The sequence below is a fragment of the Pseudomonas sp. ZL2 genome, from assembly GCF_054788455.1.
In genome coordinates this window covers 31,433-52,345 of the sequence record NZ_JBGOGX010000022.1, presented here as the reverse complement: position 1 = coordinate 52,345, position 20,913 = coordinate 31,433, and the positions used below count along the sequence as shown (strand labels likewise).

Annotated in this window: 16 protein-coding genes; 14 read left to right on the top strand and 2 right to left on the bottom strand. The window is 64.8% G+C overall.

The annotated features are described in order from the left end of the window. The first annotated feature begins 126 nt into the window (after positions 1-126). The 7 genes from ABM562_RS16410 (at position 127) to ABM562_RS16380 (ending at position 6,473) form a co-directional block, all read left to right on the top strand. Positions 127-1,107 carry a quinone oxidoreductase family protein gene (locus ABM562_RS16410; RefSeq protein WP_134064659.1) on the top strand — a complete coding sequence of 327 codons (981 nt, stop codon included), beginning with the start codon at positions 127-129 and terminating at the stop codon, positions 1,105-1,107. Between the two features lie 13 nt (positions 1,108-1,120). After that, a complete protein-coding gene (locus tag ABM562_RS16405; RefSeq protein ID WP_233674677.1) occupies positions 1,121-1,969 on the top strand; it encodes a TauD/TfdA dioxygenase family protein in 849 nt (282 codons plus the stop codon). Between the two features lie 45 nt (positions 1,970-2,014). Next, positions 2,015-3,067: a beta-keto acid cleavage family enzyme gene (locus ABM562_RS16400; RefSeq protein ID WP_115086674.1), complete on the top strand. Its 1,053-nt coding sequence runs from the start codon at positions 2,015-2,017 to the stop codon at positions 3,065-3,067. A gap of 109 nt (positions 3,068-3,176) precedes the next feature. Beyond that, positions 3,177-4,493, top strand: coding sequence for an MFS transporter (locus tag ABM562_RS16395; RefSeq protein ID WP_115086673.1), 1,317 nt, complete (start codon positions 3,177-3,179; stop codon positions 4,491-4,493). After that, a complete protein-coding gene (locus ABM562_RS16390) occupies positions 4,490-5,143 on the top strand; it encodes a DsbA family oxidoreductase (protein ID WP_460422630.1) in 654 nt (217 codons plus the stop codon). The genes ABM562_RS16395 and ABM562_RS16390 overlap by 4 nt, the downstream gene beginning before the upstream one ends. After that, the gene (locus ABM562_RS16385) at positions 5,140-5,466 is read left to right on the top strand and encodes a Rieske (2Fe-2S) protein (RefSeq protein ID WP_115086671.1); all 327 of its coding nucleotides are present in this window, start codon (positions 5,140-5,142) and stop codon (positions 5,464-5,466) included. Before ABM562_RS16390 ends, ABM562_RS16385 begins: the two co-directional genes overlap by 4 nt. Beyond that, complete coding sequence (locus ABM562_RS16380; RefSeq protein WP_115086670.1) at positions 5,463-6,473, top strand: YeiH family protein; 1,011 nt, start codon at positions 5,463-5,465, stop codon at positions 6,471-6,473. The genes ABM562_RS16385 and ABM562_RS16380 overlap by 4 nt, the downstream gene beginning before the upstream one ends. A 199-nt stretch (positions 6,474-6,672) precedes the next feature. On the opposite strand, the gene ABM562_RS16375 is transcribed toward ABM562_RS16380, so the two are convergent. After that, entirely contained in the window at positions 6,673-7,689 is a 1,017-nt protein-coding gene (locus tag ABM562_RS16375) for an AraC family transcriptional regulator (RefSeq protein WP_115086669.1), read from the bottom strand. Positions 7,690-7,966: 277 nt separating this feature from the next. Between ABM562_RS16375 and ABM562_RS16370 the strand changes: the two genes are divergently transcribed. From ABM562_RS16370 to ABM562_RS16340, 7 genes are all read left to right on the top strand, one after another. Continuing rightward, positions 7,967-8,533 (top strand): RBBP9/YdeN family alpha/beta hydrolase, encoded by a 567-nt coding sequence (locus ABM562_RS16370; RefSeq protein ID WP_115086668.1) that lies wholly within the window; start codon positions 7,967-7,969, stop codon positions 8,531-8,533. 86 nt (positions 8,534-8,619) lie between these two features. Continuing rightward, positions 8,620-10,575: a DUF1302 domain-containing protein gene (locus tag ABM562_RS16365; protein WP_460422627.1), complete on the top strand. Its 1,956-nt coding sequence runs from the start codon at positions 8,620-8,622 to the stop codon at positions 10,573-10,575. A 22-nt stretch (positions 10,576-10,597) separates the two neighbouring features. Then, on the top strand, positions 10,598-11,956 hold the full coding sequence (locus tag ABM562_RS16360) for a DUF1329 domain-containing protein (protein WP_115086666.1): 1,359 nt from the start codon (positions 10,598-10,600) through the stop codon (positions 11,954-11,956). Between the two features lie 33 nt (positions 11,957-11,989). Continuing rightward, positions 11,990-13,072 carry a WD40/YVTN/BNR-like repeat-containing protein gene (locus ABM562_RS16355; protein WP_460422625.1) on the top strand — a complete coding sequence of 361 codons (1,083 nt, stop codon included), beginning with the start codon at positions 11,990-11,992 and terminating at the stop codon, positions 13,070-13,072. Between the two features lie 15 nt (positions 13,073-13,087). Then, entirely contained in the window at positions 13,088-15,562 is a 2,475-nt protein-coding gene (locus tag ABM562_RS16350) for an efflux RND transporter permease subunit (RefSeq protein WP_115086664.1), read from the top strand. Continuing rightward, the gene (locus ABM562_RS16345) at positions 15,555-17,327 is read left to right on the top strand and encodes an acyl-CoA dehydrogenase C-terminal domain-containing protein (protein ID WP_233674672.1); all 1,773 of its coding nucleotides are present in this window, start codon (positions 15,555-15,557) and stop codon (positions 17,325-17,327) included. Before ABM562_RS16350 ends, ABM562_RS16345 begins: the two co-directional genes overlap by 8 nt. A gap of 11 nt (positions 17,328-17,338) precedes the next feature. Next, entirely contained in the window at positions 17,339-18,985 is a 1,647-nt protein-coding gene (locus ABM562_RS16340; RefSeq protein WP_460422623.1) for a fatty acid--CoA ligase, read from the top strand. Positions 18,986-19,062: 77 nt separating this feature from the next. Here ABM562_RS16340 and ABM562_RS16335 read toward each other — a convergent pair whose 3' ends face one another. After that, positions 19,063-20,829, bottom strand: a complete 1,767-nt coding sequence (locus tag ABM562_RS16335) for a GMC oxidoreductase (RefSeq protein ID WP_460422621.1) — start codon at positions 20,827-20,829, stop codon at positions 19,063-19,065. Positions 20,830-20,913 lie beyond the last annotated feature (84 nt).

Sequence of the window (20,913 nt, the reverse complement as noted above, 5' to 3'; positions counted from 1 at the left end):
GCCCAGGGCGCTTGTCATCAAATGAAAACAGCTTGTCGTCCGATGCGAAGCACCTGCCTGGCGTAGGGCATAGAGTCCAGTCAACAAGAATTGACGCACGGCGTCAGGATGACTGGAGTGACATGCATGGCCAAAGTCGTACGCTTCTATGAAACCGGTGGCCCCGAGGTACTGCGCTACGAGGACGCCGAGGTCGGCGAGCCGGGCCCGGGCCAGGTGCGCCTGCGCCAGGTGGCGGTGGGCCTGAACTACGCCGACACCTACTTTCGCAACGGCACCTATCCGATCCCGTTGCCCAACGGCATGGGCGTGGAAGCCTCAGGGGTGGTGCAGGCGGTGGGCGAGGGCGTGACCCAGGTCGCCGTTGGCGACCGGGTGACCTACACCGGTTTTCTCAACACCCTGGGCGCTTATTGCACCGAGCGGTTGATTCCGGCGGCAGCCTTGATCAAGTTGCCGGAAACCATCGCCTTCGAAACCGCCGCAGCGATGACCATGCGCGGCCTGACCTCGGCCTACCTGATGCGCCGCCTGTATGACTTCAAGCCCGGTGACACGGTGCTGCTGCACGCCGCTGCCGGCGGTGTCGGCCTGATTGTCTCGCAGTGGGCACGCCTGCTCGGCCTGACGGTGATCGGCACGGTGTCCACCGAGGCCAAGGCTGAAGTGGCCCGCGCCCATGGTTGCAACCACACCATCAACTACAGCCATGAAGACGTGGCCAAACGCGTACGCGAGCTGACTGATGGCGTCGGCGTCAATGTGGTGTTCGACAGCGTCGGCAAGAGCACTTTCATGGCCTCGCTGGACTCGCTCAAGCGCCGTGGCCTGATGGTCTGCGTCGGCACTGCCTCCGGCACCATCACCCCGTTCGACCCGCAGATCCTGGCGATCAAAGGCTCATTGCACCTGACCCGCCCGGCGCTGGCCGACTACATCGCCGACCCGGCCGAGAAGGCCGACCTTGCCGGCGAGCTGTTCGAGCATGTCAGCAGCGGGCGGATCAAGATCGAGATCAACCAGCACTACGCGTTGCAGGATGCGGTCCAGGCCCACCGTGACCTGGAAGCGCGCAAGACCACCGGCTCGTCGATCTTCGTCATCTGAAGAGGGCAACAGCATGCACATCGAACAACTGACCTGCGCTCTCGGTGCCGAAGTCACCGGGGTCAATCTGGCAGATGCGATTCATGACGACGACCTGTTCGAGCAACTGCGTGCGCAGTTGCTCAAGCACCGGGTGCTGTTCCTGCGCGATCAGACCTTCAGCCGCGCCGAGCACGTCGCTTTTGCCCGGCGCTTTGGCGAGCTGGAAGACCACCCGGTGGCCGGCAGCGACCCCGAGCACCCGGGTCTGGTACAGATCTACAAGCGCCCGGAGCAGCCCGCCGACCGCTACGAAAACGCCTGGCACACCGACGCCACCTGGCGCGAGGCACCGCCCATGGGCTGCGTGTTGCGCTGTGTGGAATGCCCGCCGGTAGGCGGCGACACTATGTGGGCGAACATGGTGCTGGCTTACCAGAACCTGCCGGAGGATGTGAAAGCCAAGATCGAGGGCCTGCGCGCCCGGCACAGCATCGAGGCCAGTTTTGGCGCCGCGATGCCGATGGAAAAACGCCTGGCGCTCAAGGCGCAGTTCCCCGATGCCGAACACCCGGTGGTGCGTACCCACCCGCAAACCGGTGAGCAGGTGCTGTTCGTCAATGCTTTCACCACCCACTTCAGCAACTACCACACCCCGCAGCGGGTGCGTTTCGGCCAGGACGCCAACCCCGGTGCCAGTGATCTGCTGCGCTACCTGATCAGCCAGGCCTACCTGCCCGAATACCAGGTGCGCTGGCGCTGGAAGCCCAACAGCGTGGCGATCTGGGACAACCGCAGCACCCAGCACTACGCGGTGATGGACTACCCGCCTTGCCACCGCAAGATGGAGCGCGCCGGGATCAAGGGCGACCGCACCTTCTGAAGGCCCGCAACACCCCAGGACAATAACAAGACCGAGGACTACAGCATGCAATTCTTCGACGATTCGTTGCACCCGGAAAACATGGAAAAGGTGGTGATCACCGTCGCCCCTTATGGCCCGGAATGGATGCCAGAGGACTTTCCCGAAGACATCCCGCTGACCATGGACGAACAGGTGCAAAAGGCAGTCGACTGCTATGACGCCGGCGCCACCGTGCTCCACCTGCACGTGCGCGAACTGGACGGCAAGGGCTCCAAGCGCCTGTCGAAATTCAACGAACTGATTGCCGGCGTGCGCGAAGCGGTGCCGGAGATGATCATCCAGGTCGGCGGTTCGATCTCGTTCGCCCCGGAAAGCGATGGCGAGGCGGCCAAGTGGCTGTCCGATGACACCCGGCACATGCTCGCAGAGCTGACGCCCAAGCCCGATCAGGTCACCGTGGCGATCAACACCACGCAGATGAACATCATGGAGCTGCTGTATCCGCAGTACCTGGAAGGTACCTCCCTGGCCCATCCGGCGATCCAGGCCGCCTACAGCGAAATGACCGTACCGGCCGGTCCCGCCTGGGTGCGCGAACACCTGCGCCGTTTGCAGGCGAGCGGTATCCAGCCGCATTTCCAGCTGACCGGCATGCACGCCCTGGAAACCCTCGAACGCATTGTGCGCAAGGGTGACTACATGGGCCCGCTAAACCTGACCTGGATCGGCATTGGTGGCGGCTTCGACGGCCCCAACCCGTTCAACTTCTTCAACTTCATTCACCGTGCGCCCAACGGCTGCACGTTGACCGCCGAATCGCTGCTGAAAAACGTGCTGCCGTTCAACACCATGGCCCTGGCCATGGGGCTGCACCCGCGTTGCGGCAACGAAGACACCATCATCGACCAACACGGCAAGCGCTTCGGTTCGGTGCAGCAGATCCAGCAGACCGTGCGCGTGGCCCATGAACTGGGCCGTGAGATTGCCAACGGCAAGGAAGCGCGGGCCATCTACCGCATTGGCGAGCAGTACAGCAGCATCGAGCAGACCCTCCAGGCCAACGGCATGGCGCCTAACCGCCAGCCGGGCCAGAAGGGTGTGCCGCAGCGCGCCTGATTGGCCAGGCCCGGTACGTGTTTACGTGCCGGGCCGCCGATCCGCAGCGCTGACCGTCGGGCTTTTCAAAAACAATAAAACTCATGCCAGACAACCCCAAGGAGGCAGCATGGCCGCCTATCTCGCCAGCGCCACAGACGACGGCGCCGACACTTCACGGGGCATTCCACGGCGATATGCCTGGATTGTCTTTGCCTTGACCTTCGGCCTGCTGATTTCCGACTACATGTCGCGGCAGGTACTCAACGCGGTATTTCCGCTGCTCAAGGCCGAATGGGCCCTGAGCGACAGCCAGTTGGGCCTGCTCAGCGGCATTGTCGCGCTGATGGTCGGCCTGCTGACCTTTCCCTTGTCGCTGCTGGCCGACCGCTTCGGGCGGATCAGGAGCCTGGTGCTGATGGCCGTGCTCTGGAGCCTGGCCACCCTCGGCTGCGCCCTGGCCGACAACTACCCGCAGATGTTTGCCGCGCGCTTTCTGGTCGGCGTCGGTGAGGCGGCCTATGGCAGCGTCGGCATTGCCGTGGTGGTCGCAGTGTTCCCCCGTGACATGCGCGCCACCCTGGCCGGTGCCTTCATGGCCGGCGGCATGTTCGGCTCGGTACTGGGCATGGCCCTGGGCGGCTTGATGGCCCAGCACTTTGGCTGGCGCTGGGCGTTTGCCGGCATGGCCTTGTTCGGCCTGTTGCTGGCGTTGCTGTACCCGCTGATCGTCAAGGAGGCGAAGATCGCCCCGCAGCGCGTCAACGCCCCCGCGTGCAAGATCGCCCGGCCACTGCACACCCTGTACGGCAGCCGTTCGGTGATCGCCGCTTACGTGGGCAGTGGCTTGCAGTTGTTCGTTGGCGGCACGGTGATCGTCTGGATGCCCAGCTACCTGAATCGCTACTACGCCATGGGCACCGACCAGGCCGGCGTGGTGGCGGCAATCATCGTGCTGTGCAGCGGCATTGGCATGATCCTCTGCGCCATGCTCTGCGACCGCCTCGGCCGCCAGCGCCCGGACCGCAAGATCAGCCTGGCCATCGGCTATTGCCTGGGTAGCTGCCTGTTGCTGTCGCTGGCCTTCGCGCTGCCCTCGGGCACGGCGCAACTGGTGCTGATCTGCCTGGGAATGATGGTTGCTGCCGGCACCAACGGCCCGTCCAGCGCCATGGTCGCCAACCTCACTCATTACTCGGTGCACGGCACCGCCTTTGCCACCCTGACCCTGGCCAACAACCTGCTTGGCCTGGCGACCGGGCCTTTGATTACCGGTCGGGTGTCCGACCTGATCGGCCTGCACGCCGCCTTTCAGCTGGTGCCGCTGATCAGCATCGGCGCCGCCGCGGTGTTCTTCATCGCCAAGCGTCATTACCACCGTGACATGGCCCGCCTCGACAACCCGCATGCGGTTGAACCCGGTGCGGCCGAGGAGTTGAAACCGTGAAACAAGTGTTGTCGATCGAAGTGTTCTTTGACTTTATCTGCCCCTGGTGCCTGATCGGCCAGGCTCATCTGCAGCGGGCCCTGGAGCAGTTGCGGCGCGAGCAGCCGGAAGTTGAGGTGAGCCTGCACTGGCGCGGGGTGCAGTTGCTGCCGCAGATCGCCAGGACCGGGCAGCCGTTCGAGGCCTTCTACCGCAAGCGCCTGGGCAGCGATGAGGCGGTACGCCTGCGCCAGGCGCAGGTGCGCGCCGCCGCCGAGGCTGCCGGGGTGGATATCGCTTTTGCCCGTATCAGTCGCATGCCCAATACCGCCGACGCCCATCGTCTGCTGCAGCGCGCCGTGGCGCTGGGCTCGCCGGAACGGGTTGAAGCCCTGCTGGCCAAGCTGTTTGCCGCCTACTTTCAGCAGGGCAAGGACCTGGGCGATCCGATTACCTTGCTGCACATCGCCCGCGCCTGTGGCCTGGAGCCGGCCCAGGTTGCCGATTGCCTGCGCGGCGATGCCAGCCCGTTCATTGGCGCCAATGATCGCGCCGCGGATGGCGTGCCGTGTTTTCGTTTCAATCAGCGCCTGCGGGTATCGGGCGCCCAGCCGGTCGCGGTGCTGCTGCAGGCCATGGGCGACGCCCTGGAAGAAGTGGTCCCGGCATGAGCCTGCGCTATCCGGTACCGGCCGACAAAGTGCCGGCGCGTGACGGGCGGGTGCTGCTCGAATGGCAAGGCAAGAGCGTGGCGCTGTTCAACGTCGCTGACACCTTTTACGCCATCGACGACAGTTGCCCGCACCAGGGCGCCTCGCTGTGCGGCGGGCGCCTGGACGGGCGGGTGATCCAGTGCTGCGCCCATGGCTTGCGCTTTGATCTGGCCAGCGGCTACTTGCTCAACTCCAATCAACTCAAGGTTGCCAGCTACCCGGTCGAGCGCCAGGGCGAGCAACTGTTCATCGTCTTAGCGTGCAAGGAACCGGGCCAATGAGCGTGATCGCAATTGCCGCCGTCAACCACCGTGCCCGGGAACTGGCGCCGGGCTTTATCGTCAGCCTGATCGCCGCGGCGGCGGCCAGCTTTCTCAGTGAGCACTACGATGCCCCGGTGATGTTGTTTGCCTTGTTGCTGGGCATGGCCCTGAACTTTCTCGCGGCCGATGGCCGTTGCAAGGCCGGGATTGAATTTACCGCGCGCACAGTGTTGCGCCTGGGGGTGGCGCTGCTGGGCATGCGCATTACCCTGAGCCAGATCGCCAGCCTGGGCTGGAAACCGGTGGCGCTGGTGGTGATCCTGGTGGTGGTGACCATCCTGGTTTCGGTGGTGGCGGCCCGTGCCCTGGGCTTTCAGCGCTTGTTCGGCATGCTTACCGGCGGTGCCACGGCGATCTGCGGGGCTTCGGCGGCTCTGGCCCTGGCCGCGGCCTTGCCCCATCACCCGCAAAAAGAGCGCGCCACGTTGTTTACCGTGATCGGCGTGTCGGCGTTGTCGACCCTGGCGATGATCCTCTACCCGATGATTGCCGGCTGGCTGCAGTTGTCGCCGCAACAGGCCGGGGTGTTTCTCGGTGCGACCATTCACGACGTGGCACAGGTGGTGGGGGCGGGGTACAGCATGTCGACCGAGACCGGGGACGTGGCGACCGTGGTCAAGCTGATGCGCGTGGCCATGTTGCTGCCGGTGATTGTCTGTGCGGCGATGATTACCCGGCGGGCCGGTGGGGATGCGAGCGGGCAGCGGCCGCCGTTGCTGCCGTGGTTTGCGGTCGGTTTTGTACTGCTGGCCTGCGTCAACAGTACCGGCTGGGTGTCGGCGGCGGTGCAGGGTGGGGTCAACGATCTGTCCCGCTGGTGCCTGGTGGTGGCGATCAGCGCCCTGGGAATGAAGACTCAGCTCAAGGAACTGGCAGCGGTGGGCTTCAAGCCGATTGCGCTGATGGTGGGTGAGACGGTGTTCCTGGTGCTGCTGGTGTTGGCGTTGATGCACTGGGGGTTGTAGACGGTTGCCCACAACCGTTCTGCATGCTCCGCGAACTTGTGGGAGCTGGCTTGCCAGCGATGGTAGTCCAGGCAACGCCTGATGTGCCGGCTGAACTGGCCTCATCGCTGGCAAGCCAGCTCCCACAATGTATCTGTGTACGCCGAACCTGTAGGAGCGGGCTTGCCCCGCGATCGAGCGCGCAGCGGTCGCAATCCATTCAGTGCTGCTCTTGCCGGCGATCATGCTGCGCCCGCCAGCTGGCCGGCGGCATGCCGAACTGGGCGATGAACCAGCGGGTAAATGAGCTGGGCATCGAGTACCCCAGCATGTCGGCAATCCGTCCCAGCGAGTAGCTGGGGTTTTCCAGGTAACGGATCACCAGGTCACGGCGCACGCCGTTGATCAGGTCGCTGAAGGTCACCCCGCATTCTTCCAGGCGCCGCTGCAAGGTGCGCACGTTCATGCCCTGGGTCTGTGCCACTTGCTCGATGGTCGCCCGGCCCATGGGCAGCAGCAGGTAGATGGTCTTGCGCATTTCCAGCTCCAGCGACAGCTTGCCACCGGCCTGCAAGGTGTCCAGGTAACGCTGCGCCAGGCGCGCCATGGCCTCGTTGGCCAAGGGGTTGGCGGTGTCGAGGTCGGTAGCCGGGCAGACGATGCCATTGAATTCGCTGCCAAACACCAGCTTGCAGCCAAAAATGCGCCGATGAATCGCCAGGTCCGCCGGGGCGGTATGGGTGAAATTGGCGCTGATCGGGTGCCAGTGAGCCCCCAGCAGCGCGGCGCACAAACGCAACATCACGCCAATCGCCAGTTCCGTTGCCTGCCGGCCGCGCTGGGGCTGGTCGGTGACCACTTCTTCACGAATGATCACGGTCTTGCCGGCTTCTTCGATATGGATGGCCAGGGCGTCATTGAGCAAGTGCCGGTACTGGACGATCACCTGCAGGGCATCGCGCAGGGTGCGCTGGTGGCTGAGCAGCAGGCTGATTTCGCCAAAATCCGAGAGCTGGCGCAGCTCGGCCATGCGCAGGCCGAAGGTTTCGCAGCCACTGACCCGCGCCGACTCTTCCAGCAGGGTCACCACGCTGGACACCGCAATGCGTTGGTTAGGATCGTCGAGCAGGGCGGTGCTGAGGCCGACCTGGGCCAACAGGGCGTGGGGGTTGAGCCCAAGGTGGCGAGACACCTCAAGGTAGTTGGTCAGGCTTGCAGCACGTACGAGGGCGGTCATTGTTGTTGTTTTCCACGCGTGGTCATCGGGCGTCCCGCTTCTGTGGCGGGTCACTCGTTATAGCGCGGGTGTCGTCAAATGAGAAGCCGCCTGCAGCAGCGCTCCGTCGGCCAACCCCCGCTATTGCTGAGCGCCCGGTCGTTTGCCGGCAGCGCTGTCACCAAATGAAAAGTCGCTGACGCGCAATGTAAAGCGCCAGGGGGGAGGGCTGATTACTGTGGCTGTGCAAGCGCTCGAGATTACCTGCGAGCGGACTGTCTTGAGCATAGGTGCCGACGTGGAAAAACTGCATACCCGCGCAACTGTCCTGATCGTCCCCGGCCTGCGCGAGCACGTTGCCGAACACTGGCAGACCCTGCTGGCGGCGCGCCTGGCCAAGGTGCACACGGTGCCACCGCTGCAGCGCAACGGCCTGGACTGCAATGCCCGGGTCGAGGCCATCGAGCAGGTGCTGCAGCAGATCGACGGCGAGGTAGTGCTGGTAGCGCACAGCGCCGGGGTGCTGATGGTGGCCCATTGGGCCGCGCGCTATCAGCGGCCGATCAAGGGCGCGCTGCTGGCGGCGCCGCCGGACCTGCAAGCGGCGTGGCCCGCCGCCTACCCAAGCCCGGACAGCCTGCGCGCCAACGGCTGGAGCCCGCTGCCGATCACGCCGCTGCCGTTCCCCAGCATCGTCGCCGCCAGTAGCGATGATCATCTGGCCAGCCTCGAGGCGGTCAGCACCATGGCGCGCGGCTGGGGCAGCCAGTTGCTCGAACTTGGCGCCGTCGGCCACCTGAACCCGGCAGCCGGCTACGGCCCCTGGCCCCTGGCTGAAACCCTGATCCAGGCCCTGGATCGCTAATGCTGCAGTAGCGCACGGACGCTTGAGCCAAGCCCGCAAACGACGGGCAGCGAAAAAAAACAATAACAATAAGTGGAGTCATCGCGATGCCAAACCCTCGCATTCACCGTGCTGTGAAGCCACAGCGCTGCCTGCTGGCCTGCGCCATCGGCCTGCTGGCGCTACCCGGCGCCCAGGCGTTTGAGGTCGATACCGGCAGTGAAGACTGGGCCGTGCGCCTGGATAATACGGTCAAGTACAACTATGGCGTGCGCACCGAAAGCGCCGACAAGCGCCTGCTGGCGACCCCCAACAACAACGACGGCAACTACAACTTCCGCAAGGCCGGGACCACGGTCACCAATCGCGTGGACCTGCTCACCGAACTGGACGTGATCTACCAGGGCAACATGGGCTTTCGTGTCAGCGCCGCCAGTTGGTACGACAAGGCCTATGACAACACCGGCTCCAACTCCAACCCGTTCGTCAACGGCAACGGTGGCCAGTCGGGCATCAACCCCAGCCTCAACGGCTTGCCCGGCACCGGCGTGCCCTTGGGCAGCCCGCACCTGAGCAACTACGCCCAGCGCTACTACAGCGGCCCGTCCGGGGAAGTGCTCGATGCCTTCGTGTTCATGCGCCGTGAAGTGGGCGACTCATCCGAGATCAGCGGCAAGCTTGGCCAGCACAACCTGTTCTGGGGCGAAACCCTGCTCAACCCGGTGCATTCGCTGAGCTATGGGCAGTCGGGCCTGGACCTGGCCAAGCTGGCCGCGTCTCCCGGCACCGAAGCCAAGGAACTGTTCGTGCCGCGCAACCAGCTCTCAACGGCGTTTCTGGTCAACCCCGAGCTCAGCGTCGGCGCGCAGTACTTCCTCGACTGGGATGCCGCGCGGCTGCCGGAAGCGGGCACCTACTACGGGGGCTCGGACCTGGTGGGCGAGGGCGCGCAGAGCTTCCTGCTCGGCCATACCGGCACTCCGGGGCTGATCCCGGTGCGCGGCGCGCTGACCAACATCCGCCGTGGCCACGACCTGACCCCGGACAAACGCGGCGATTGGGGCGTCATGGCCAAGTGGTCGCCCGAATGGCTGGGCGGCACCCTGGGCTTCTACTACCGCAAGACCTCGGAAATCCTGCCCCAGGCCTGGCTTGATGCCCGTGGCCTGACCGTCGCCAACGGTCCGTTCGGCAACCCGCCGGGCAGCGCACAGGGCGCGGTGGGCAACCTCTACAACTCGCTGCAAAGCGCTACGTATCAGTTCGCCTATGCCGACAACATCGATATCTACGGCTTGAGCCTGTCCAAGGATGTCGGCGGTATCAGCGTCGGCAGCGACCTGAACATTCGCCACAACATGCCCCTGGCGAGTGTTCCGGCGATTCTCAGTGCACCGGGGCAGGCCGGCCTGGGCGGGGGCTTCGGCCTGCTGCCTGCGCGTTTGCCAAGCAGCGGCGTGGTGTATGAACTGCCGTCGGACGGCGACAGCATGAGCGCCACCGGCGACACCCTGCACTGGACCCTCAACGGCCTGATGACCCTTGGCGATACGCCGCTGTTCGATTCGGCGACCCTGCTGGGCGAGCTGTTCTACAGCAACCTGCTCAAGCTCGATAGCCACAACGAGGCCCTGTACAAGGGCAAGGGCAGCTACCGCGGCATCGACCAGCCGACCCGCGACAACTGGGGGATCGCGGTCAACTTCACCCCGACCTGGTACCAGGTGTTCCCTGGCATGGACCTGAGCATGCCGTTGTCGATCAACCTCGGCCTGGACGGCGTATCGCCGGTGCAGGGCGGTGGCGCCGAGAACACCGGCAACTACGCCGTGGGCCTGAGCGCGGCGATCTACAACCAGTACTTCGTCGACCTCAAGTACGTCGATGGCTTTGGCAAGACCCAGTCCTGCGACAACGGCCAGACCGACGGCACTACCCCCAACGCCCTGGACGGCGAACAGGACTACACCTGCTACGGCGGCGGTTACGCCGCGTTCTCTGGCGGCGCTGCTACCACCGAGGACCGTGGCGCGCTGTACCTGACCCTGAAAACCACCTTCTGAGTCACACAGGAAAACAACAATCATGAACTACGTGCACACCCTGTTGGCCACGTGCCTGTCGCTGGCTGCCCTGAACGCGGCTCACGCCGCTGTCTCCACCGAACAGGCCGCGCGCCTGGGCACCAGCCTGACGCCCATCGGCGCAGATAAGGCCGCCAACGCCGACGGTTCGATCCCCGCCTACCAGGGCGGCCTGGTCACCCCACCCGCGGCGTTCAAGAGCGGTGCAAGCATGCGCCCGGACCCGTTCGCCGAGGAAAAACCGCTGCGGGTCATCGATGGCAAGAATGCCGAGCAGTACAAGGGGCAACTGACCGCCACCACCCAGGAACTGCTCAAGCGTTTCCCGAGCTTTCGCGTCGATGTCTACCCCACCCATCGCAGCGTGGCACTGCCGCAGCCGGTGCTCGACAACACCCTGAAGAACGCCGTCGGCGCTCGCAGCCAGGAGGGCGGAAGTGCGGTCGACAACGTGCTGCCGGGTATTCCGTTCCCGATCCCGCAGACCGGCGCCGAGGCCATGTGGAACTTCCTCCTGCGCTACCAGGGCGTGAGCATGACCGCCAAGTACGACTCGTGGAACGTCGATGCTGCCGGCAACGCGACCTTGAGCACCACCGGCCAGGCCAACATCAGCTACCCGATCTACGAAGACATGGCCAAGCCGATCGGCGCCAAGGACACCTACTACCAGATGAAGCTCACCTACACCGCGCCAGCCCGGCGCGCCGGTGAGGCGATGATGCTGCGCGATGCCGCCAACCCGCTGGTGCAGCCGCGCAGCGCCTGGCAGTACCTGCCGGGGCAGCGCCGGGTCAAGCTGGCGCCGAACCTGGCCTATGACACGCCCAACCCGGGCACGTCGGGCTCGGGCACCTACGATGACGTGTTCGTCTTCAACGGCGCCCTGGACCGCTACGACTGGACCCTGGTCGGCAAGCAGGAAATGTACGTGCCCTACAACACCTACCGGCTGACCTACAACACCGACGTCAAGCAGCTGACCACGGCCAATCACCTGGCCCCGCAGTTCGTGCGCTGGGAAAAACACCGGGTCTGGGTGGTGGAAGGCAAGCTCAAGGACGGCGCCCGGCATATCTATCACAAGCGCCGCTTCTACCTCGACGAGGACAGCTGGATTGCCCTGGCCTCGGACCAGTATGACGCCCGTGGCCAGCTGTACCGCGGCTCCTTCGCCTTCCTCAGCCAGAGCTACGACAAACAGACCCCGGATGCCACGCCGTTCATGATCTACGACCTGATCGGCGGCACCTACAACCTCAATGGCGTGGTCGGTGCCTACGGCGGCATTCGTTATATCGAGCCGCTGTCGCGCACCCAGTGGTCGCCCGAGTCCCTGGCCGGGGCCGGCATTCGCTGAGCCTGTCGAGCACGCATTTGAGGAGGATCAGGGATGGATATGTTCAAACGCTGCAGCGTGCTGCTGCTGGCCTGGGCCGCGCTGCAGGGCGCGGTCCAGGCCGAGCCTTACGTCGACGTGCTCGACCTGCCAGCGCTGCCCAGTGCGCTGGCCGCGAGCAGCGCCTTGCGCGATGTCGCCCGCGCCGGCGCACGGATGGTCGCGGTGGGGCCGCGCGGGCACATCCTGTACTCGGATGACCATGGCAGTCACTGGCAACAGGCACAGGTGCCGGTCAGCGCCGACCTCAATGCGTTGACCTTCGCGACGCCGGAGCTTGGGTGGGCGGTGGGTAACGACGGGGTGATCCTGCACAGCCGCGATGGCGGCCTGAGCTGGGAAAAGCAACTGGACGGCCGGGGGCTCGGTGACCAGGTGCTGGCGTATTACCAGGCCAAAGCCCTGGCGGCGCCCACGGACCCGGCCTGGGCGAGCTGGGTAGGCGAGGGCGAGCGCCTGGTGGCAGAGGGCGCCGACAAGCCGTTGCTCGACGTGTGGTTCGCCGATGCCCGCCACGGCTATGCAGTCGGGGTGTTCAACCTGCTGCTGCACACCCGTGACGGCGGCCAGCACTGGACGCCCTGGCTCGAGCGCAGTGACAACCCGCAGGGCCTGCACCTGACCGGCCTGGCCAGCGTCGACGGCGCGCTGTACATCAGCGGCGAGCAGGGTCTGCTGCTCAAGTTGAGCGCCGATGGCGAACGCTTCCAGCGGCTGTCCACGCCGTATGCCGGCACTTACTTCGGCGTCATTGGCAAGCCTGGGACGCTGCTGGCCTACGGTCTGCGCGGCCATGTGTTGCGCAGCACCGACGGCGGTGCCCAGTGGCAAGCGGTCAAAACGGATCTGACCAGCAGCATCACCGCCGCCAGCCTCGACGCCAGCGGGCGTTTCTGGCTGGCGAGCCAGGCCGGCGATCTGCTGGTCAGCGGTGATGACGGCGCCAGCTTCAGCCCCGTGACGCAAGCCCAGCGCGCCCCGGTCAGCGGCGCGGCCTTCGATAGCGCCGCCGACCTGGTGCTGGTCGGTGAGCGTGGCATTCGCACCCTGGCCCTCGAACAACCGCAGCAGCCATAATAAGAGAAAACCCTGATGGCCGACATCCAACAAGACACCTTGCCGGTGATCCGCAACCTCGGCGACTTCGACGCGCGCTCCGGCAATCGTCTCGAACGCCTGGTGTTCAACCATCGGCTGCCGTTCATGCTGTGCATGCTGCTGGTCACCGTGGTGCTGGGCTACATGGCCCTGACCCGCCTGGAACTGCGGCCCAGCTTCGAGAAAATGATCCCGCAGGGCCATCCCTACATCCAGAATTACCTGGACAACCGCCAGTCCCTGCGCGGCCTGGGCAATTCATTGCGGGTGGTGGTGGAAAATACCCGTGGCGATATCTTCGACCCGGCTTACCTGCAGACCCTGCGCCAGATCAACGACGAGCTGTTCCTCAGCCAGGGGGTCGACCGCGCCTGGATGAAGTCGCTGTGGAGCCCGGCGGTGCGCTGGACCGAAGTCACCGAAGAGGGCTTCCAGGGCGGGCCGGTGATGCCCGATGCCTACCAGGGCTCGGCCGCCGACATCCAGCAGCTGCGCCAGAACATCGAGCGGGCCAACATCGTCGGCAGCCTGGTGGCCCGCGACTTCAAATCAAGCATGCTCATCGTGCCGCTGCTCGACCAGGCCTCGGCGACCGGCGCCGGCATCGACTACCACGGGTTCTCGGTCAAGCTCGAGCAATTGCGCGCGCACTACGAAGCGGGTGGTGTCTATAAGCTGCACGTGATCGGCTTCGCCAAGCTGATGGGCGACCTGATCGACGGGCTGCTGCAGGTGATGCTGTTCTTCGCCCTGGCGGTGCTGACCACGCTGCTGATCATCTACCTCTACACCCGCTGCGTGCGCAGCACCTTGCTGGTGGTGCTGTGCTCGTTGACGGCGGTGGTCTGGCAGCTGGGTATCGTCGCCTGGCTGGGCTATGCCATCGACCCGTATTCGATCCTGGTGCCGTTCCTGATCTTCGCCATTGGCGTGTCCCACGCGGCGCAGAAGATGAACGGCATCATGCAGGACATCGGCCGCGGCACCCACCGGCAAATCGCTGCGCGCTACACCTTCCGGCGCCTGTTCGTCGCCGGCGTTACCGCCTTGCTGGCCGATGCGGTGGGTTTTGCCGTGCTGATGCTGATCGATATCCCGGTGATCCAGGACCTGGCGATTACCGCCAGCATCGGTGTCGCCGTGCTGATCTTCACCTCGCTGCTGTTGATGCCGGTAGCGCTGTCGTACGTGGGCGTCGGGCGCAAGGCGGCGGAACGGGCCTTGCGTATCGACCTGCGCGCGGCCGAGCACCGTGGCTTCGGCAAACTCTGGGACGTGCTCGACCGCTTCACCGAACGCAAATGGGCCAGCGCCGCGGTGCTGGTGGCCGCATTGCTCGGTGCCGGCGGTTTCTGGCTGAGTCTGCAACTGAAGATCGGCGACCTCGACAGCGGTGCCCCGGAGCTGCACGCCGACTCTCGCTATAACCGCGACAACGCCTACATCACCAGCCATTACGCGCTGTCCAGCGACACCTTTGCGGTGATGATCAAGACCGCCCCGGAAGGCTGCCTGCGCTACCAGACCCTGGTGCTCGCCGACCGCCTGGCCTGGGCGCTACAGCAGAACCCGCAAGTGCAGACCACCCTGTCGCTGACCAACGCGGTCCGGCAGATAACCGCAGGCACCTACGAGGGCAACCCCAAGCTGAGCAGCATCCAGCGCAACCAGGACGTACTCAACTACGCCGCCCAGCAAGCCTCGGTCAATGCCCCGGAACTGTTCAACAACGATTGCTCGCTGATGCCGGTGATCGCCTACCTCAAGGACCACAAGGCCGACACCCTCGATCAGGTGGTGGCGATTGCCGAGCGCTTTGCCCAGGCCAACAGCGGCGAGGATCGCCAGTTCCTGCTGGCGGCCGGCAGCGCCGGGATCGAGGCGGCGACCAATATCGTGGTGCGCGACGCCAACCGCAGCATGCTGTTGCTGGTGTACCTGGCAGTGACGCTGTTCTGCCTGATCACCTTTCGCAGCTGGCGCGCGACCCTGGTGGCGGTATTGCCACTGATGCTCACCTCGGTGCTGTGCGAGGCGCTGATGGTGACCATGGGTATTGGCGTCAAGGTCGCCACCTTGCCGGTGATCGCCCTGGGCGTGGGCATTGGCGTGGATTATGCGCTGTACCTGCTCAGCGTGCAGTTGCATTACCAGCGCCAGGGCCTGTCGCTGGCCCAGGCCTACAAGAATGCCGTGGCCTTTACCGGCCGGGTGGTGGGCCTGGTCGGCATCACCCTGGCCGCCGGGGTGGTGGGCTGGGCCTGGTCGCCGATCAAGTTCCAGGCCGACATGGGCATCCTGCTGACCTTCATGTTCCTCTGGAACATGCTCGGTGCGCTGATCCTGATCCCGGCGCTGTCGCACTTCCTGTTGCCCGCCAGCAAGGCACGGGCGCCTTCACCCAGCCCCACGGACGTCGAGGGGCTGCACGTCAACAACCCAAAAGCCGAGTGTTCATCGCATGTCTGATTACCTACCACCGTTGCGCGACATGGATTTTCTGTTCAACGAAGTATTCGACATCCCCGGCCAGTGGGCGCGGATCCCGGCCCTGGCCGAGCAGGTCGATAGCGACACCGCGCGGGCAATTCTCGAGCAGGCCGGCAAGCTCATTGCCCAGCAGGTGGCGCCGCTCAACCGCAGTGGCGACGAGCAGGGGTGCCGCTGGCACGAGGGCCGGGTGACGACCCCGGACGGTTTTGCCCAGGCCTATCGCAATTACGCCGAAGACGGCTGGGTCGGCGTGGCCGGGGCCAGCGAATACGGCGGCATGGGCATGCCCAAGGTCATTGCCGCCCAGGTCGAGGAGATGCTCAACGCCGCCAACCTGTCATTCGCCCTCTACCCGATGCTCACCGCCGGGGCCTGTCTGTCGCTGCTCAATCACGCCAGCGAGACGCTCAAGGCGCGCTTCCTGCCGCCTATGTATGAAGGGCGCTGGTCGGGGTCGATGTGCCTGACCGAACCTCATGCCGGCACCGACCTGGGGCTGATCCGCACCCGTGCCGAACCTGCGGCCGATGGCAGCTACCGGATCACTGGCACGAAAATCTTCATCACCGGCGGCGAGCAGGACCTGACCGAGAACATCATTCACCTGGTGCTGGCCAAGCTGCCGGATGCACCGGCCGGCGCCAAGGGCATCTCGCTGTTCCTGGTACCCAAGCTGATGGTCGAGGAAGACGGCGGGTTGGGCCAGGCCAACGCGGTGAGTTGCGGCTCCATCGAGCACAAGATGGGTATCAAGGCTTCGGCCACCTGCGTGATGAACTTCGACGGCGCTACCGGCTACCTGGTGGGCGAGGCCAATAAAGGTCTCAACGCCATGTTCACGATGATGAACTACGAGCGCTTGGGCGTGGGTATCCAGGGCCTGGCGTTGGGCGAGCGCTCGTACCAGAACGCCGTTGCCTATGCCCGCGAACGCCTGCAAAGCCGCGCATCTACCGGGCCGCAGGCGCCTGAACAGGCGGCCGACCCGATCATCGTGCACCCGGATGTACGGCGCATGCTGCTGACCATGAAGGCGCTGAACGAAGGCGGGCGGGCGTTCTCCACCTACGTTGCACTGCAACTGGACCTGGCCAAGTACAGTGAAAACGCCGATGAGCGTGCCCAGGCCGAAGCACGGGTGGCGCTGCTGACCCCGGTGGCCAAGGCATTTTTGACCGATATGGGCCTGGAAACCACCGTGCACGGTCAACAGGTGTTCGGCGGCCACGGTTACATTCGCGAATGGGGCCAGGAGCAGCTGATTCGCGATTGCCGTATCACCCAGATCTACGAAGGCACCAATGGCATCCAGGCCCTGGACCTGCTCGGGCGCAAGCTGGTTGCCGACGGTGGCCGCAGCTACGCGGCGCTGGCGCAGGAGATCAAGGCTTTTGCCCAGGCTCTGACGCCGTCACGCGCCGAGTTCAAGACGCCGTTGTTGCTCGCGCTGGCCAACCTGGACGACCTGACCGCCTGGGTGCTCGATCGCGCCCAGGGCAACCCCCAGGAAATCGGCGCGGCGGCGGTGGAGTATCTGCAAGTGTTTGGCTACACGCTGTATGCCTACTTGTGGGCACAGATGGCTGACGTCGTCCTGGATCAGCACGGCACCTTCTACCAGAGCAAGCTGGGCACCGCACGCTTCTATTTTGCGCGCTTGCTGCCGCGCATCCATTCGCTCAGCGCCAGCGTCAAGGCCGGCAGCCAAAGCCTGTACCTGCTGAAGGCCGAGCAACTGTGAAGGACGCGCCCATGACCACCACCCGCATCATGCAACCGGCCCCCGGGGCCTACAGCTACCCGTTGCTGATCAAGCGCCTGCTGCTGTCAGGCGTGCGCTATCAGCCCAGCCAGGAAATCGTCTACGCCGACAAACTGCGCTACAGCTATACCACCTTGCTCGAACGCATCCAGCGCCTGGCCAATGTGCTCACCCGGGCCGGAGTCAAACCCGGCGACACCGTGGCCTTGCTCGACTGGGACAGCCACCGCGCGCTGGAGTGCTTCTTTGCCGTGCCGATGCTCGGCGCGGTGCTGCATACCGTCAACGTGCGGCTGTCACCCGAGCAGGTGCGCTACACCATGAACCATGCCGAGGATCACCTGGTGCTGGTGCATGACGACTTTGTGCCGCTGATCGTCCAGTTGCGCGACCAGTTGCCGACGGTAAAAGGCTACATCCGCCTGAGCGACGGCGTTGATATCAGCAGTGAACTGCCACTGCTGGGCGAGTACGAAACACTGCTGGCCGGCGCGGGCACGCACTTCGACTTCGCCGATTTCGACGAGAACTCGATGGCGACCCTGTTCTTCACCACCGGCACCACCGGCAACCCCAAGGGCGTGTACTTCAGCCATCGCCAGCTGGTGCTGCACACCCTCAACGAACTGGGCACCTTCGCTGCCTGCGGGGGCGAGCCGTTGCTGCGCTCGGGCGATGTGTACATGCCCATTACGCCGATGTTCCATGTGCATGCCTGGGGGGTGCCCTACGTGGCCACGGCCCTGGGCATCAAGCAGGTCTATCCCGGCCGTTACGAACCCAACCAGCTGGTGAGGCTGATGCGTGAAGAGCAGGTGACCTTTTCGCACTGCGTGCCGACCCTGTTGCAGATGATGCTCGACTGCGACGAAGGCCGGCGCACCGACCTCAGTGGCTGGAAAATGCTGCTGGGCGGCAGCGCACTGACCCAGGGCCTGGCGGCGCGGGCCAGCGCCAGGGGTATTCGCGTGCACTGCGGTTATGGCATGTCCGAGACCTGCCCGTTGCTCAGCGTCACCCGCCTCAGCGCTGAAGACCTGGCGCTGCCCATGCAAGCGCAACTGCCCTTGCGCATCAACGCCGGGGTGCCGATCCCGCTGGTTGACCTGCGCATCGTCGACGAACAAGGCGAAGACGTTGCCCATGATGGCGAATGCCTCGGCGAAATCGTCGTCCGCGCGCCATGGCTGACCCAGGGCTACCTCAAGGAGCCGGAGCAGGGCGCCGCACTCTGGGCCGGCGGCTGGCTGCACACCGGCGACATGGCCTGCATCAATGAGCGCGGCATGCTGCAGATCCGCGACCGGATCAAGGACGTGATCAAGACCGGCGGCGAATGGATCAGTTCGGTGGAGCTGGAAAGCCTGATCAGCCAGCACAGTGGGGTCGATTCGGTGGCGGTGGTCGGGGTGGCCGATGCGCAATGGGGCGAGCAGCCCCTGGCCCTGGTGGTCTGCGTAGCCGGTGTTGAGCTGGACCAGCCAGCGCTGGCTCGGCACCTGCAGCCTTTCGTCGACAGCGGTCACCTGAACAAATGGGCGATCCCGCGGCTGGTGCGCTTTGTCAGCGAGATTCCGAAAACCAGTGTCGGCAAGATCGACAAGAAGCTGATTCGCCAACGCCACTGCAGGGCCTGAACATAGCGTGTGGGTATTTTGACGTGCCCCGCGATGGGTTTGACTGGCCTCATCGCGGGGCAAGCCCGCTCCTACTGTCAGACTTCGGTCAGGTCCGAGGTTAGCGGCTGGACGGCATTGATGCAGTGCAGTTGTTGGTCAGCCAGGTCCTGGGCCAGGGCCACCATGGTCATGGTCGGGTTCCACGAACCGCTGGCCGGCCACAGCGCGCCGCCGGTGACGTAGACGTTTTCCACGCCATGGGGACGGTAATCCAGGCCAACGACGCCTTCGTCCTTGTCGCCAATCCACAGCGTCGAGCCTTCGTGCACCAGCCCGGCCACCCGGCGCTCGGGAATGCTTGGCCGCTCGCTGGTCCAATGGCCCAGGTTCGGGTCGCCATGCCAGTATTCGACCTTGCCCTCGGGGGCAAACACCCGCTCCATCATCTGGAAGGTCCCTTGATCCATGGTGTCCCAGGTTTGCCGGTCGGTTTCGCTGGCCAGCACCTGCAGGTTGACGTTGGTGGTGGGGTCGGCCTGGCCGTTGAGGTGGAAGTGGTTTTCCGGGTTGCGGAAGTCGATCTCGCCGAGCACGGCGCAAACGAACACCAGGTAATCCTTCGACGATTCCAGTTGCGCCATGGATGCGGTGGCCACCACGTCAGGCATGTAGCGCGCGGCTTTCTGCGCGTTCTTTGCAGGCTCGCGGTCAGACAGCACCGACAGCTGCACGTGGTACTGCATGCCGTTGTCCTGGTTCTTGCCGGCCAGGTAGATCGCCGCCAGTTCCAGCTCGGCCAGCTTGGCGGCGAACGGGTAGTCCTTGCGCGGCACCCGCGCCACCACCGAGGTGATGAAGTGCGCGGTAAAGCGATCGCCAGCACGCTTGACCTGCGGGAACGAGTTCATCAGCAAGGTCGCCGGCGGCAGGGTGCCCATGGCCAGGATCAGCTTGGCATTGCCGATGTTGACCACCCCGCGCGAGGTTTGCAGCGCAGTGGCCACGCCATCCTGCTGGTGGATACGTTCGACAATGCACTCGGTAATGATGCGCAGCGGGCTGCCGGTGCCGGCGGCGGCAAGGTCGGCCTGTTTGCCCGCCAGTTCCATGATCGAGGCCGGGGTCGAAAACTTGGCGAAGTCAACGCCGCCAGCACGCTCGGCAGCGGCGGCGAGTGGCGCCGGTAGCCAGCGCGTGGCCGAGTCGATCTTGCCGATGTTGTGCTCGAGCATATTCTGCAACTCAAGCTGCAGGGTGCCGTAGACCGGGCGCTGCTCGGTTACATGGGCGCGCACCTGCGGGTCGAGCTGGGTGTCGATCTTGTCGGCCGGGATCACGTTGAGCAGCCTCTCGGCCGACTCGAAGCGGGCCTCGGCGGCAGCGATGGTCTGCTCGGGCCAGAAGGCCATTTCATCTTTGGTTGGCCGTGGGCACCAGGCACTCCACATGATGCTGCGCCCGCCAAAGAACGGCACCATGCCGTGCTGCCAGCCGATGTTGCCCGGTGGCTGGTTGGCGGTGCGGGCCGAGAGGGTCCAGGGGAAGGTTTCGGAAAAGCCACCGAGGGTTTTCTGGTAGGGGATCGGCAGGTTCTGGAAGTGCTCGGGGAGGAAGAACGGCCCGCGTTCGACCATCAGGATCCGCGCCTTGGGGTTGCTGCTCAGGATCCGCTCGGCGAAGGCCAGGGAGCAGAAGCCGGTACCGATAATGATGAAGTCGAACTGCTCCTCTTCGCGGACCTGTTTCCAGGCGGACTCGGAGAGAAAGAACACATGGTCCAGCACCTTCTGTGCGTTGGGTGTTTGTGGGCCGGGGGTGGGGTAGCCATGACCGAAATTGGTCGAACTGGTGACTGCGCTCATTGTTGCCTCCAATCATTGTTGGCAGAGGGTCTATCGTCCTTGTACCGCAGTTGCATCCCGCGAACGCGGGGATGCGCTGGTGCG